This is a genomic window from Cohnella soli (assembly GCF_042655525.1).
GTDB classification, from domain to species: Bacteria; Bacillota; Bacilli; order Paenibacillales; family Paenibacillaceae; genus Cohnella; species Cohnella soli.
On sequence record NZ_JBHSMI010000029.1, the window covers coordinates 261,001 to 277,308 of the forward strand.

A 16,308-nucleotide genomic window follows, 5' to 3' on the forward strand; every position below is an offset into this window, starting at 1 on the left:
TGTCGGGCCGTCAGCCGGCAACGTCGCCAGCCATACGGACGTTTCGGCGCCTTCGCTTACCTCCATCGGGGCATCCATGATTGGCCCTTAGGCGCTCCTGCAACTTTGCTATGTTGCTTCTTTGTTTAAGGCAACGCTATCCCAGCAGGATTGAATCAGCTGCCGAATCAGCTCGTCGTTTATTTCCAGTTGCCCGTTTAAAGCCCCTTTTACCACGTACACCAGCGAACCATAATGCATCTGCACCATCACGTGCGGATCCAAGTGATCCTTGAATACTTTCGCGTCGATTGCCTCCTGGTAAAGCTTGTCGAGCGGCCCGCACCAGCCGGCGTCGTAGCTCATCTGCTTGATCTCGGCGCGAATATACGGTGAGAAGGAATACTGCTCTATGAACTGGAATCCCTGCGGATACTCCAGCGAAACCCTAATTAATTTCTCCCATGCCCGCTCCAGTCGAATCCGAATCGGCTCATCTGTGAAAAATCCGTCCAGTACCTGCTCCCCGTTAAACTTCACGATCCCTCTATACAGCTCATTAATAATGGCTTCTTTGCTGTCAAAATAATGATAAATGCTGCCTGTCGACACGCCGGATTTCTTGGCGATTAACGACATTGACGTCGCCTGCAGTTCCTTCTCGATGATCAAATGTAAAGTCGTCTCAAGAACCGCCCGTTGAACCTTGTTATACGAAACAAACATCCTCAGCCCCCCATTCGAATGAATGTTTCGGCATCGCCGTGCCCTTTTTCATTCTCATGTTAGGCATCCCCATCTCCCTTGTCAAGCCGAGGAAGGCTACCGAGCAGCTTATCGATAATTGTGAGCGATTGTCTCCAAGTATTGTTCAATCGGCACCGATCTACGCAGCTCCATCAAATCTTTCCCCGCCTGGCCAACCAACGTGCGGAACTGCATGGTTCGACCAGTTGCAACGGCCTCTATCGCGTCGACGATAATTCGGGGGTCATCTAACGACTCGGGATTGGCGCTGGCGTTTGCCATCATTTTGCTTACTTTGTCAGTCAGAACGTCGTAAGCAGAGATTGCATCATTGCGGGTCCAGGAAGTGTTGTTCACAAAGTTGTTACCGGCCGATCCCCCTTGCTCGATTAGCCTAAGCTCGATATTCATCGGTTTGAACTCGTAGTACAAGCCTTCCGTCAAGCCTTCGAGCGCAAATTTGGACATATTATAGAGAGAACCTAAAGGAACCGCAGTCGTCACGCCCATGAACGAGCTGATATTGACGAACATCCCGCCGCCATTCGCACGGAAATGCGGCAAAAATCCGCGTATCACATTCATCGCCCCGCGAACATTAACGGCGAACTGCCAGTCGATCTGTTCCTCTGTCGCCAGTTCAAGCGCTCCGTACACACCCATTCCCGCATTATTAACGACTACGTCGATTTTTCCGAACGCTTCGATCGCCTGCGCGACCGCCGAACGGACCTGATTCGGATCAGTTACATCCAGCTTGAACAACCGGATATTCTCATATGCTTGCAACTCCGTTTCCTTCTCCGGCGAACGCATCGTTGCCGCCACTCGCCAACCTAATTGAGCAAAGCGAATAGCCGTAAGCTTGCCGAGACCCGAACTTGTGCCTGTGATGAAAATGGTCTTTTGATCCATATTTAACTAACCTCCACGCGCAGTAGATTGAACGATCATTCTAATGGATATAAAAAAATAAAACGAATTAGAATGATCGTTCGATCTAATTATTGCGCGGTCATCTCCCCTTTGTCAAGCAGAGACTAGCTCTGGCAAGGACAATCACCACACAAAGGCCGATGCAGCGTTCAAATCGGCCACATGATAGCCTTCAAAAAAGATGGATTAAACAACAGGGGAAGCGGCAAAACAAGCCAAACAAATGTCCACACGCGCCCTAACCACGGGATACTGGCTATGAAGAAGCCCTTTCCCTCCAGTACACGCTCCGCTACAATCCCGATCCCATGAATGACAAAATAGAGCAATGGCATTCCGAAGCTTTGTCGGACGGGTAACGAGATCGCCAACTCATGCATAATGCCCGAAAATAAAAAGGAAATGAAGGCCGCCCCGTTTTTGCCGATAATACCAAGCAACGGACGATAAACGCTCAAAGTCGTCATTTCCGAGAAAGCCAAATTCCAGCGTTTACTCCAAAATTCGTTTAAGCTCTTCGCCATTACCGGATTGCGAAACAGCTGCTGGCAATCAAATCCTGCCCATCTCCATGCACCGGCCCATATGTTCAATAAACCAAAATGGCCGGCAAAACTGATCCCTGTCAGCAGCAGCGCGGTTGTCCCAATTGAGCTGTAACTGGACAAAATAATGAGCAGGAGACCGAGCAGCAATCTTGCGATTCCCATTTTCATATACTTCGGGGCGTCCCTGTAAGGCTCCGCCTTCCGTTTCGCGAAAACATAAGGCTTCATCCCGATCCAGAAGTGAAAGGCCACCCAGCGCAGCACGGGTAACCGGCCTTGTGTTCGACTGGAGCATTCCACATAAGTAACGGATTTCATGGCATATAGCAGCACCACGATAATGACGATCATCCTGGTTACGGCTGGTTGAGCGAACACAATCCGATCGGCCAGCATGAGCGCGAATGCGGCCATTCCCCAGGCGAGGCTGCGTTTGATGACCATCGATTGCAGTAAAGCGATTCGATACCCGAGCACCGGAATGCAGGCACAGATGAGCGCAATCAAAGCAGGTATCATGGCGTCCCCCAGACACATAAGAAAGCCGCGCCGCCGTACACAATCGTGAAAAAAACGAAGCAGAGGGAAAGCAGCCATTCTCCGTAACGATATATCCCGCCGTTCGGTATGCCTTTTTTATCGTAATATAAAAACTGTATGCCCAGACGCGCTCCCCAATATAGCGTAATGAAGAGGCATATGGCCACAGCCAGTCCAGAGCCATCCGTCAAGCTCGGAGCCAAACAGATCGACAGCACCGCAAAAAACAAATTGGTACAAAAAATGTACGCCGCATACGTCCAGAACACTTGCTTGATTAGCGTTCGAACGGACAATAACTCATCGCGCCATTGAAGCAAATAAGGCACGGCAAGACTGCCGACAGCGACGCCCAACTGCAAATACCCCGCCCACCTGATTAGTTCCGTCCACTCGTTCATTATCTGGCTCATTCGATAACCTCCTCTCCCGTATCAATAAACCGCTCTCTCAAACCCGCCTCCGGAAGCTTGCAAACCTCTCTTCTGCCGAACAAGCGATTGCGGCGACGCGCAATGCCGTCATATACTTTGTCTCTCAACTTCACGGGAATGACGACAAGTCCATATAGAAGCCGCCAGCCCCCATCAAGCTTGCGGAAAACACGCAAAGCCGCTCCCGACTTCGTGTAGTAACGCCCGTCTTGTATGAGAACGAACGTATCCGGGTTATTCACAGGCAACTCGCCTTGTTCCAACAGCTGACGACCAACATTCGATTGCAAAGGGACGAACCGGAATCGCCCCGCCCTGTCCCGTTTGTACACAAATTGTGCTAATCCATGACAGAGCGTACATTCACCGTCAATGAGCAAATACATGAACGCCTTCGTATCCATAACGTGCTGCTTCATCCCAAGTCCCCTCCTTTCACTTGAATTGTAGCCGGTTCGCCGCCCTTTGCTCAGTTCCAACTTCTATAGGCGGATGCCAAAAAAGGTACTACATGACGTAGTACCCCGCGTTAATGAGCGAACAGAAATATCTCTCCCTACTGCCCTTCTTTATTCCTTGCGCTCTCTTCGAAACAGCCCCTTCCGCTTCACGATTTCAACGGCTTCTTTGCTGCTTTTGACACCGAACTTTTTCAGTATTTTGTTCACCTGATTTTTGAGCGTGCTTTCGGCTTTATACAATTCGCGTTCAATTTGAGCCTGCGTATACCCTTGCTCGATCAGCTCGAACACTTCGCGTTCCGCATCCGTTAGTTGCTTCAGTTGTTCTTGCCGCTTTAATCTGGATAACTCTTTCAGCAACGCGTCCATTGCCGCCGAATGATGGTAGGCGCTGCGAATCGTATGCGGCAATTCCATAAACCGGGTTTTGTCCAAATAATGAATGGCTCCCGCTGTAAAAGCCTGCGTAATGACGTGTTCATCGGTTAATGAGGTCAGCATAATGATTTTGGCAGGACGAATTTCCAGTATTTCGACTGCAGCATAGATGCCGTCCAAACCATTTTCGGTCAGCTGAATATCCATCAATACGACATCGAACGCTAACGTATGCGCCAGTCGGATCGCTTCTTCCGCGCTCGCAGCAGAACCGACCACCAGCAAATCCTCTTCCTTATTTACAAAAGCGGTAATCGCTTTAACCCAATCCGGATCATCCTCTACGAGGAACACTTTAATGTGGTTCATTCGGACTTCCCTTCGTTCGCTTGAATGATTTTGTGGCGAGGAATAAAAAGTTCGACCGCAGTGCCGATATGCTCGCGGCTTCTTACCCGAACCGAGCCGCCGCTTTTCCGCATCACATTGTGGACATATGAGAGGCCGAGACCGAAATTCCGCGAGCGGTTTTTCGTACTGAAAAAGGGTTCAAAAACCTGAGCCAGCCGATGCGCCGGAATTCCCGCTCCATTATCCTCCACGGTCAGCAAAAGCCCTTTCTTATTCGCGTCCAGCCGAATCTCGACATTTCCTCTAGCGGAAGGCAGCGCCTCTATCGCATTCGACAGCAGGTTGTTAACCACCTCTTTCATATGTACAGGATCACAAAGGACTAGCGGGCGGACCACGTAATTAGCCGTTATATTCAAGCTTTGATCGTTCGACAATAATGGCTGTCCCTGGCTTCGGCATTCATCGCATAGTTGATCCAGCCGGCACGGCTGCTCTCGGAGAACAATTTCTTTCGTCTTGTCGTGAATGCGAGAGACCATAGCCAGCATATGCCCGGATGCGCTTGCGATGATATCCAGATGCTGTTGGGACACATCGTCGTTTGCCGGAATAGATGCTTTTAAGTTCGCAGAGCTGATGGCGATTTTGCCGATTTCATTTTTCAACGTATGATTTAGCAATGCTGATCCCGAGCCCGCCGCCTTCATCGCACCTTCCAGAGGATCCCGCTCAAACCGCAGTTTGACGCCAAGCACGCTGTACAGAAACGTCCCTAGCAAACCTGCGGCAAGAGAATAACCAATGAATACGGATATATAGTTAAAAAAATCGAAATCAGGCCATATCGCCCTCGCTCCGTAAATCAACACGAGCACAGCCAGCAGCGTTGGCACGACAATAATGGCAGTAATCAAGCGTTTCTTCTTATTTGGGCGATCTCTTTCCTGGAGAAATGATGCAATCATCGCGTAGCAAGAAGCTAGATAATAAGGTGCGGCCCATGCGAGTAAAAGCTGATCATTCAACGTATATTCCGCAGACAAGCAAGTCGATGCCAGCATCATGCCTACCGGAAGCAGCAACACTCGCTTATACACTCTCATTTTAGCCGGAGCAACTCCTCCATACACCAGACTAAATATAAGCACCGCGTATGGCGTCCAAACAAGGTTAATAAACTGCGTCGCTTGCGCCCCAAAGTCGAAATGAGCTTTATGCAGGGAATCCGTTACCCCGCCGATAGCGGCGCAACTCAAAAAGAAAGCAGCCCAACGATTCGTTTCGCTTCGGATATCATTAAACAAAATAACAACAGCAGCCAGCAATAAAGCAAAAAAGTAATAAAGCATCTTTCCCAGCTCCGTTTGGTTGTGCAGTTGGCGATGTGTGCTTTTCTTTTAACGATACCATACAATGGTGCATTCATAGATGAAATCTTCAATAGTACACCGTGAAAATACGCCGAGGATCAAACAAATCTTTTAAGATTTCTTTAAGATTTCTACTCCTACAGGCTTGCTACAATAAAAATATTAATAGAGCACAAGCCAAGGAGCGAATAATTGTGAAGAAGAAATATTTCTCGCTGATGACAGCCCTTCTGCTATTTGTCATGGCGCTGGCACCGGCTATCGTTGCTGTGCAGAAAGCTACGGCGGCGGACGATGAGTGGGTTGACATCAGTACGGCCGCCGAACTGGATGCGATCAGAAGCGACAACGGCCTTGTCAAAAACTACAGATTAACCGCGGATATTGATCTTTCCAGTTATTCGAGTTGGGATCCGATTGGCGTTTACTTAAATAAGCCGTTTATCGGCAAGTTCGATGGGCAAGGACATACGATCGCTAATTTGCGGATTGATCTGCCCGGCACAAACAATATCGGACTGTTTGCCTACACAAAAGGAGCCACCATTACCAATGTACATCTAACGAATGTAAACATCATCGGTGAACAGTATGTCGGGGGCCTCGTTGGTCAGCTTTCGGATTCCAACTTATCGAGCGTGTCTATTTCCGGTACCGTTAAGGGAAACCGCTCAGTTGGCGGCCTAGTCGGATACAACGATGGATCCAGCATTAGCGACAGTTATACGACAGGGTTCATAGCCGGGGGGACGACTCCGAATTCAGAATTTGGCGGCATCGCGGGCCATGCAACTTTCCTTGGCAATACGTTAAATGAGTTCCGCAACGTATACTCCAATGCCGAAGTCTATGCCAGTTCTGAATCCGGAGGACTTATTGGACTAGCAGAGGGCTATCCTCGGGTGTACAACGCCTACTGGGATACGCAGACAAGCGGACGCTCCACATCTTCAGGCGGCGGTACAGGGCGTGCGACAGCCGAGATGATGCACCAAACGGCATTCACTGGCTGGGATTTTACGAACACTTGGGGCATTGTCGAAGGTGTCACGTATCCTCTGAGCCGCAGCCAATACGATAGCATTGCGTTAGCTTCATTAACTGTGAAAAACACGGCTAACGACGCGGCAATTCCACTCGACCGCTCCTTCTCCGGCAACTATGGCCTGTACAAAGCCCAAGTAATAAGCCAGGTCGATCACATTAACATTGAGGGCACCGCAATACAAGGAACTTCCGCCGTATCGATCGTCGGAAACGGCGGTTCGAATACTGTCGCTCTTGTCCCGGGAGAGAATGTCATCGCGATCCGCGTCACGGCATATACAGGATTAACCGCGGATTATAAGCTAACCGTCACGAGAGATGCAGGTACGGCCCAGATCCCTCACCGGATCACAACGGCAGCTCAGCTAGCCGACATTGGCAAAGCCGGTTCAAATTATGTTTTGACCCAAACCTACAGACTGGATGCAGACTTGGATTTATCCAACTATGCCTCGGGCAGTGGTTGGCTGCCGATCGGCAGCAGCGCATCTCCTTTCAAGGGCGTGTTTGACGGCAATCATCATACAATTGCCCATTTGACGATCAACCGTCCCGGCACGGACGATGTCGGGCTTTTTGGAAATACGGATGGTGCAACGATTACCGGTCTGGCTCTTACAAACGCGAACGTAACCGGTCATGATCATGTTGGCGGGCTTATCGGCACGTCCAACGATACACTTGTTAGCCATACAGCGGTTCAGGGCGAGGTTTATGGCAACGACAAAGTGGCCGGCTTGATCGGCAGCCAGAGCGGCGCCGGAGGATCAGTCGACTACTCCTACTCGACTGCGAAAGTCGAAGCACCGGTCGGAAGTATGACCGGCGGCCTCGTCGCACATTCGGTCGGCGCAACTGTGTCCCGTTCTTTCTGGGACATGGACACGAGTCGGCAAGCGCAGTCCGACGGCGGCGGCACGGGCAAAACAACTAATGAAATGAAAAAGAAAGCGACTTACGCCGCCGACGGCTGGTTGTTCGGCAACGGACAAAGCTGGGACATGATCGAAGACACCGGCTATCCGGTGCCATTGTCCAGCTTTGCGAACGTAACGCTTAGCGGCTTAATGCTCAGTACGCCCGGCGCGACCCATACGTTAGGCAGCTTTAGCACACATACGGGCGCCTACACGGCAACCTTGAGCACACCGGTGACAACGGCTGCAATCACTGCAACGCCAACTACGGCAGGCGCATCGGTTACCTTCAACGGCTCCGCCTCCAGCAGCCTTAATCTCCACCTGGGCAGTAACCTCATCGATGTGCTTGTCACTGCGCCGGACGGCGCGTCGCAAGGTTTGTATCGCCTGACACTTACTGTCCCGACACCGCAAATGCAATCGGTACAGGTACCTGCGGACGGGATGTATGGCGTCGGCCAAGAGCTTGATTTTACTGTTACCTATGACCATCCGGTTGATGTTACGGGAACACCGACCCTCCCGATCCGCTTGAATGGCACGGACACCGCCGCTGTCTATGCCGGACAACCGCCAGGGCAATCAGCTCAGCTTACTTTCACTTACATTGTGAAGGCGGGGGATCTTGACTCCGATGGCATTACCGTGGGCAGCGTGCTTAAGGCTGACGCGCCTGCAGCCATTACAGCCATCGGCGACTCGGTTCCATTGGCGCTGGCCGGCGTACCTTCGCTGAGCGGTGTGCTGATCGACGGCGTAGCGCCGACGATCGGCTTGACGCGGTCAACAACCGCGCCGACAAACGGACCGCTTAAGATAAGCGTAGCGGCTGATGGAACAGGCAGCGCGCTCGCCAGTTTGCGTTGGGCGCCGGGCGATTTGACTGTCGGCGATTTCGCGGACCCGTTATTCGGAACAGCAGTACCCGTGTCGAACGAGATTTCGGTTACGGAAAATGGAAAATACACCGTGTATGCTGCGGACTCAGCAGGCAATAAACAATCGGTCTCTATTGCCATTACCAATATTGTCGCGCCGACGTCCAATACGGGTCCCCCTACGCTGCCGGCAGGCCAGTTCCAAGTCGTACCAGGACAATCTTATACGCTCACGTTCGGCACTCTCACGTTGCATATTCCGGCGAACGCGATTACACAACCGATGATCATTTCTTTGAAGGATGCAACCGGCGATGCCGAAAAGCTGCTCGGCCAAGGCCAAAAGCTGTACAGCAACGCGTTTAGCTTAACGAAAAGCGTTCCCGGCACGTTCGCTGCTCCTGTTACATTGAAGCTGCAAGCTAATTCGAGCAACGCTGTTGCCGGACAGCGCATTATCCTGTTCTACTATGACGAATCCGCCAAGCAGTGGAAGCCGCTTCCGAGCAAGTCGGAGGGCAACACTATCGCAGGCGAGACCGACCACTTCACCCTGTTTGCCGCTTTGTCCGTGCCAACTAACGTTGAAACTTCGTTTACGGACGTTGCCGGCCACTGGGCGGAAAAGGACATTCTCAGCAGCGCGGGACAGGGCTGGGTCAGCGGCTATCCGGACGGCACATTCCTGCCGAACAAAGCGGTGACTCGCGCAGAGTTCGCTGTCATGCTAAGCAAAACGCTCCGCTTGCCCCCTGCTGCAGACTTGCCGTTCACGGATGCGAAGGCCATCCCGGATTGGGCTGCCGCTTCCGTTGCCGCAGCGACGAAGGCTGGCATTCTGAGCGGCTACGGAGACCGCTCATTCCGCCCGGAAGTGAATATCACGCGCGCCGAAGCCGCAGCGATGATCGTAAGAGCTGCCGGGCTGCCAGCCTTGCCGACTGCCGCCACCGGCTTTGCCGACGACGCGAACATCGCCAACTGGGCCAAAGGCTGGATCTCCGCAGCCGCAGGGGCGAATCTCATGCAAGGCCAAGGAAAAAATGTCTTCCATCCGCAGGCAACGACAACGAGAGCCGAAGCGGCCGTGCTCCTGCAGCGGCTGGCTGCGGCGCTTCAGTAATATTCTAAGTGAAAGAGCCTTGGCATCCCGCCAAGGCTCTTTCACTTATGGCCTGCGGCCTGCTTGTCCGAAAAAACGACGCTTTAACTTTAGTTCCTAAATTGCAGAACAACTTGAGCTTCCGCGCCAGAGGTCGAAACATAAACCGTTTCTCTGGACTTATCGTATGTTCCGCCGATGACGCCAATGGCAAGTTTTCCTTCGGGATGCGGCAAACGAATTTCTACCTTCTCCGGCCGGCGATCGGAGTGAAATGCAATAATTGCTGTGATAAGTCCATGAGCGACATCGGACTCTATCTGCATCGAGAAGGGACCGAAATAGCTGGCAGCTTGGCGAAGAGAAATGCTTTTTCCTTGTTCCAGCCAAGCTCTCGGTATTCCTTGCAGAAGCCTTAAGCTGCAGCCTTCCTCCATATATAACATCCAGCGGCATTGCATGAGAAACCAGCCTTCTTCATGCGTTTTATGCGGGCTGGCATGGAAGTAGTGCTCCCAGAAGGAATACGTTTCTCTGTCTGCCAGTCCGGCGAGCCCGTTATAGAAGGCTTTGAGGAAAGCCTTCGTCTCCCCTCGCTTGAGATGAACCCAAGGGTGGATGCTGTAATAGGGCTGACTTAACGCCACATTGCGCAGGCACATCAACTCGCTTTGAACATTCAGCAAAAAGGAGGTTTCTTGCTCGTCCGGCTCAAGTATTTCCTGGAACACAAGATATAACGGTCCGAGAAGCGAATCCCTTGCCACCATGGAGCCATGTGTTCCCCACTTGCCGCCTTCCGCATATAAGGACACCGGTCCGCGGTAATCTGCCCAAGGCGCACAAGTTGGCACCCAGCTTCCATCGCCAAGCGGTACGACGGGCGACCGCGACATCGTCTGCTTGAACGATAATCGAATATCGTGTTTCAACTGACTCGCATCGCGGCCGATTTGTTCCGCTAGTTGCTTATCTTCATCCGCGAGGATCTCTTCCAATCTCTTCAGCCCCAAGTAGGCATACCCATTCAACATATAGGAGCGGAACGGATCTTCCGGATCAGCGGTTTTCCCCTCCAGCATCCCGTACCCCTTGCCAACGAGATCTTCGCGAAGGTTGCGATTGCGCCAGTTCATTAGATACTCATAGGCTTTAACCAGGTTCGGCTTTATTTTCTTCAGCCAGATGTTGTTCCTCGTGTAGCGGTAATGCTCGCCAATGCTCCACAACGCGGCCCCTGTCTCAAGCATGTACCCGTTAAAATTTTGCATAAATCCGTTGTCGTGCTGCTTATCCAGAAAAAACTGAAGGGACCGTTCGGCAAGCCCGTGCGCTCCCGCCGAATCCAAATACTGAATAATGGGCGAACTCTCGGAACCGATCGCGGTATAGATTCCGATGGCCGGGACGACCGTGTGCTCCGGCTCGATTCCATAACAGATCAAGTCCAGATGATTCAAGCCGGCTTGCATCATTTCCTCGATTCTTCTCTCCGGCAGCTTCACCTCGACGCTATTATTCAGTTTGGATTTCCAGAAGAGCAGACACTCCCGATGTCTGGCCTTAAAGTCTTGCCGGGAAAGAGACTTCGCCCGTTCACCAGTTATCGGCCGATGAGGAATATAAAATTCGAAAGTAACCGATTCGCCGGGCTTCAGCAAAACCGCCGTTTCCTCCTGCAGCATAGGCTGCCCGTTAAGCTTGGAGACGGCAAACACGCGATCCGCTGCGAATAAGCCGAATCCTGTATCCCCATCGAATTCATAGGGAATTTTCGCCGGGAACGGGCTTTTGAACCAAGCATATCGTGGCACACGAGACTTATTGGTTGCCACGGTCATGGCGTAATAGACGGTCTCTTCAGACGGAAAAAAGTCAATCTGCTCGAGCTTCTCGAACTGTTCTCTCTGCTGTGGAGTGAACATGTACTCCCCGCCGAATTGGTCTGCGGCAAGATAATGGGTTCCGCGCAAAGTATCGGCATTTAACGGGCTTGCTTCATAGGATACGAAAGCTGTATTGTCGTATTGGATTTCGTCGTCATGAATCGTGCAAAGCGCAATCGGGAATTTGCCTTCTTCCAGCTTGCGGGATACTCGATATTCGCAACCGATTCCCCGTCCAAGCAAATAATGATAGTGAATCGTCTCTTGCGGAGCTTCGGGAATCTCCACTCTCCGGTCATGAAACCTCGGACGCACACTATCCCAGCTGCGGGTGAAGTCACTATCTCCCATTCCACGGAAGTCAGCCTCGAATATCCGTACATCTCTCGATAAGCCAAGCCAAATCGGAGATCTTAATGGTCTGGTAGCTGCGGCTGCCCTCTCGTAAGTTTCTTCCGGTTCGGATTCAATTCGTTGCAGATGAGTCGATAAGCCGCGTCCGGCAATTTCCTGAACGACCTGATCGAATTCAAGAAGTTGATCCGCTTCGGTGACAATGACGCCGTATTCCCGGATGTAAATCGGATAATCTGCCGTTACATCGCGCAAGAAAAAGCTGAATGAGCGACTGCCTGCTCCGATCGACACCATTGTCGCGCAAGCGCCCTGCTTCGTATCCCCGCCGGTAATCGTTAGCTCCAAACGCCCGGGACCGACGATATGGAACCTATGCGAATTGTTATCATAGGCTCCATGACCGGATAAAATATTTCCCTCAACCCTGTCGGCATGTTCGATAGATACGGTGCCCTCGCTGACGTTATCTTTCCACAGGATCGCAATTTTGTTCAAATCAAGCACCTCTATCGTATCGTTTACCTTATCTAAGACTTACATGTTCACCGAGCACGACTTCAATTCCCTCAGGCGCATAATAACTCAGTTTCACCCCGGATTTGGTCCGTTCCCACTCTACATCGATTCTGCCCTCGGGAACAGGCACAGATCCTCTAGCCCACTTCAGATGGCATGGCTTCGGATCGATCAATGCCTTGGTGAAACCCGGAGTCAAGGGGCGCACGCCAAGAATCTGGGATCCCAGAAAATACCCCGGGGCCGTAGACCAAGCATGACAATAACTGCGCGTCGGACCAACCATATTCGGCCGACTGACGGTTTCCCAGCAGCTCTCCGTCCCCTCATCGATCATCTGTCCCCATACTTCGCCGATCCGTTCAACGATTTGCTCTTGACGGTCGATACGCGATAAAGCTTCAAAGTAAAAGAACAGCATAAATGGGTTAACGATCTGCACGAATGAATCAGGCGGCTGCTTCAGAGCATGCTCCAGTTTCTGCTTTCTGATCCCTTCCGCACAGTTGGCCAAGTAAACCATCACTTGCGTTTGCATGCTGAAGACGTTCGATGACGTTCCGTCCGCATGTAAGCAATCGACGTACGCCTGCTTGGTTTCATCCCACAACCAACGATTAATGGCCTTCGTTATTTTCTCGGCCAATTGCTTCCACAATGCCGCGTCCTGTTCAAGCGTCAGCCAATTGGCAATGGATGCCATCGACTCCAGCGCACTGACCAAGCTCGCGTTCAGATGAGTAACGATCCCGTCATCGGGCGTATCCATCGCAGCCCACTCCAGCATGTTCCAGGCATCAATTTGCAGAAGATCCCGATCGTTCAATCTGGAAACAAAGCCTTCCATGTTCGCCTTTAAACTCGGATACATTTCCTTCAGAAAGTCATCGTCTCCGGCGTATACGTAATACTCCTTGCAAGCGGCAACCCATAACAAGGACCAAGCCGACAGCACGTTTTGCCAGCCGCTAGGTACTTGAGATTCCGTGATGGGCGACCGTTGCAAGGAACCCGCAACCAATCGCAAACAACGGCGAATCAAGGGATATGATCCATAATTATAATAATTAACCAATGATACATTCCTCGCGTCTCCCACCCAGAAAGTTTGCTCATAGACCGGGCAATCGACGAAGGTATCCTCCATGCATGCGAGCAGCGTTTGCTGGGAAATTTCCCAAATCCGGTTCAGCTTCCAGTCGGAACATTCCATTCGACCGACCGAAGTGACGGGGTACGTACTGAACTGGATTTGGATTCCGTATACTTTAACCGGAGCCCTCGCATTCCTGAACGTAACGTATAAATATCGGAATCCGCGCCGAACAAGCGACCGATACGATTGCTTGCCGCTTCGCGCCACATATCGCAGCGTATTATTCATCCCTTCCGTATGCTCGGGTACGAGGTCCGCCCCCACTCTTTCCACCCCGTAACAATCGACAACCGTACCTTGCGCCGCTTCCAATTCAAACTGAATGTATCCCGTCACTTCTTGTCCGAAATCGAGCAACACCTCGATATCGCCCGAATCGTCCGGATTCAGAATACTATACGAAGAATTCGGCATGATCATATGCTGAAGTTCGGGCGTGATCTGAAACTCTTGCTTAACGTCTTTGTACCGGTTTGGCATATACACATTGTCCAAGCAAATCTGCTCGGGAGCAATGGGGCGAATATACTCTGAATACCGCAGCAGGTCCCCCCATTCCTTCGCCTGCCATGCCCTCTCGAACCGTTCATCCGTATCCCATGGTTCCTCTTGTCGAGGAATCTTTTCCCCAAGCTGTAACAACGACTGACTACGAAACGGGCCGACGGTAACGAAGCTAATCTCAGGGTGCTCCGGCACAACGAACGAGACGGGCTGTTCGGCATCGATATGGAAAAATACGGAACCAAGATGGAACGGCTCGCTAATTCTTAGGAGACATAGATTTGCGCCTTCGCGAAGATGAATCGCAACTTCCCTGCTGGGCGGCACCTTGTAGACAATTCCGTTCACAGCAATGCTGCCGTAAGCGGACAACCAGCTATCCCATGGAAACGAGATCAAGATCGACATTTCTTTCGGTGAAACAAGGTGGCAGGCAACCAGCCCTAATACTCTTCTGGGGTTGGCATCTCTGCTGTCCGGGAAGAAATTCGGCTGCAGGTCGAGAGAGACGGGCTGTCCTCTTGGAACAACCCGCCGTACCCCTTCTATCCTGCGAGGATAAGTGAGTACTTCCTGAAGATGAGGAATATCCCGTTTAGTAACGGTAAGCCATGGCAAGCTTTCATCCGATCCTAGCTCTATCGCATTATCCCAGTCCCGGTCATCGAACTCGCGATCCTTCCATCCTTCGTCCATCCCGTTCGCATCGTAGATCTCCGTCCAGGCCAACTGGCAACAAATCCGTTCGGCGCTTCTTGCGTACCCGTCATGGGAATGAACGCGCCAGGAGCTATCGCTTCCGATCACCGTCGCCATGCCGCCGCCAACGGAAAGCACTAATTGAGCAAGCAAACCTCCCCTGCCCTCCAGATATTGAAAAGTAGAAATCCCATAGTGCTGAACAAGGATGGCTACGACATTATCCTGCGGCTGCAAATACTCTCTAATATCATAGGTGTCGTAGAATGGAGCCGACGGCCATCCTCTCACGGGGCCCATCCCGATATACGTGCCATTGACATAGGCTACATATTTGCTGTCGGCCGTTATATGAAGCAATGCCTCATCGGCCGGCTCGGACAACATAAAACTTTTGCGAAGGATGACCCAATGATTTCTCTTCCGAGGATCTCCGCCATCCCATATCCACTTGGCCTTCCCGTCCCTGAACGGCTCTCTATCATGCAAGGAGTTCATTGCAACGATTGGTCATCGCCCCTTACTCTCTTAAGTTACAGATCCATAAAAACTGTACTAATCATAAATCGAAAGAGAACTAAACGTAATGTTCAATCTTTACGGGTTTTCAGGTAAAATTTTTACTACTCTTCGTATGTAACAGGAAACCATTCCCCTGCAAACACATCTCCGTCTTTCGGCTTCATGAGCCCGACATTCATATGATCGTCCGATGATGTGCCGGCTTTGTATTTGGTTTCACCCGCCATCAAATGGACGGTGAGCGAACGGCGGGGATTATCAGTGCTGTTTGCTCCGCTTCCATGCAACGCAAGCGCATGGTGAAAGCTGACTTGACCCGCTTTCATGATCAGAGGGACAGGCGCAAACGGGACGTCGTCGGGCAAATTCAATTCACGCCTTTGTTTTTCCAAATCCTGTTCGAAAAAATTATTCACATTAAACAGACCCGATTGGTGAGAGCCCGGAATAACCTGCATACATCCATTGTCCAGATTGACATCGTCGAATGCGATCCAGGCCGTAATCAATGTAGGCTCGGCAGCACACTGCCAATAGGCATAATCCTGATGCCATCCCACATTCGCCATCGCTGAGGAATTTGCCCCGCCCGGCTTATACAGCAGTTGATCATGCCATATCCGTACCGTATTCGTGCCCATCAATTGCGCTGCTATTTGTCCGATCACAGGGTCTTGCGCCAATGCGCTTAACGTGTAATCCGCCCAGTAGCTGTTGTTCGTCTGACGCATACCTGGTTCTCCTTGCCAATAGGTCCAAGGTGCTTTGCCGGTCTCGAATTGTCCGGCGTATACTTGGTCCATATGGTGCTTCAGCTTTTCCAGACGCTCGTCATCGATGATTTTTGGGGAAATCCAGTACCCTCGTTCCTTATAGAAAGCAATATCCTCATCCGTCGGCATCCGTTCATCAACACGTTCTCTCATTTTCATAACCTCCTGATTTTTAGAACCTTCATTTCTATCTCATGCGGA

Annotated in this window: 11 protein-coding genes; 1 reads left to right on the forward strand and 10 read right to left on the reverse strand. The window is 51.3% G+C overall.

The window, feature by feature from the left end; all coding sequences use genetic code 11:
* Positions 1-108: 108 nt before the first annotated feature.
* The 7 genes from ACFPOF_RS21580 to ACFPOF_RS21610 all read right to left on the reverse strand — a co-directional run bounded on the left by ACFPOF_RS21580 (position 109) and on the right by ACFPOF_RS21610 (position 5,726).
* A complete protein-coding gene (locus ACFPOF_RS21580; RefSeq protein ID WP_378136498.1) occupies positions 109-705 on the reverse strand; it encodes a TetR/AcrR family transcriptional regulator in 597 nt (198 codons plus the stop codon).
* 108 nt (positions 706-813) lie between these two features.
* Positions 814-1,641 (reverse strand): SDR family oxidoreductase, encoded by an 828-nt coding sequence (locus tag ACFPOF_RS21585; protein WP_378136500.1) that lies wholly within the window; start codon positions 1,639-1,641, stop codon positions 814-816.
* Positions 1,642-1,811: 170 nt separating this feature from the next.
* Positions 1,812-2,729, reverse strand: coding sequence for a wax synthase family protein (locus tag ACFPOF_RS21590; RefSeq protein ID WP_378136502.1), 918 nt, complete (start codon positions 2,727-2,729; stop codon positions 1,812-1,814).
* Positions 2,726-3,163, reverse strand: a complete 438-nt coding sequence (locus ACFPOF_RS21595; protein WP_378136504.1) for a hypothetical protein — start codon at positions 3,161-3,163, stop codon at positions 2,726-2,728. Before ACFPOF_RS21595 ends, ACFPOF_RS21590 begins: the two co-directional genes overlap by 4 nt.
* The gene (locus tag ACFPOF_RS21600) at positions 3,160-3,603 is read right to left on the reverse strand and encodes a thiol-disulfide oxidoreductase DCC family protein (RefSeq protein WP_378136506.1); all 444 of its coding nucleotides are present in this window, start codon (positions 3,601-3,603) and stop codon (positions 3,160-3,162) included. Before ACFPOF_RS21600 ends, ACFPOF_RS21595 begins: the two co-directional genes overlap by 4 nt.
* A gap of 150 nt (positions 3,604-3,753) precedes the next feature.
* Positions 3,754-4,392: a response regulator transcription factor gene (locus ACFPOF_RS21605; protein WP_378136508.1), complete on the reverse strand. Its 639-nt coding sequence runs from the start codon at positions 4,390-4,392 to the stop codon at positions 3,754-3,756.
* Positions 4,389-5,726: a sensor histidine kinase gene (locus ACFPOF_RS21610; protein ID WP_378136511.1), complete on the reverse strand. Its 1,338-nt coding sequence runs from the start codon at positions 5,724-5,726 to the stop codon at positions 4,389-4,391. The genes ACFPOF_RS21605 and ACFPOF_RS21610 overlap by 4 nt, the downstream gene beginning before the upstream one ends.
* 215 nt (positions 5,727-5,941) lie before the next feature.
* Between ACFPOF_RS21610 and ACFPOF_RS21615 the strand changes: the two genes are divergently transcribed.
* Entirely contained in the window at positions 5,942-9,715 is a 3,774-nt protein-coding gene (locus ACFPOF_RS21615) for an S-layer homology domain-containing protein (RefSeq protein ID WP_378136513.1), read from the forward strand.
* A gap of 89 nt (positions 9,716-9,804) precedes the next feature.
* On the opposite strand, the gene ACFPOF_RS21620 is transcribed toward ACFPOF_RS21615, so the two are convergent.
* The 3 genes from ACFPOF_RS21620 to ACFPOF_RS21630 form a co-directional block, all read right to left on the reverse strand.
* Positions 9,805-12,432, reverse strand: a complete 2,628-nt coding sequence (locus ACFPOF_RS21620) for a glucosidase family protein (RefSeq protein ID WP_378136515.1) — start codon at positions 12,430-12,432, stop codon at positions 9,805-9,807.
* Positions 12,433-12,460: 28 nt separating this feature from the next.
* Complete coding sequence (locus ACFPOF_RS21625) at positions 12,461-15,310, reverse strand: family 78 glycoside hydrolase catalytic domain (protein WP_378136517.1); 2,850 nt, start codon at positions 15,308-15,310, stop codon at positions 12,461-12,463.
* 125 nt (positions 15,311-15,435) lie between these two features.
* A complete protein-coding gene (locus ACFPOF_RS21630; protein ID WP_378136519.1) occupies positions 15,436-16,260 on the reverse strand; it encodes a phytanoyl-CoA dioxygenase family protein in 825 nt (274 codons plus the stop codon).
* Between the last annotated feature and the right edge of the window lie 48 nt (positions 16,261-16,308).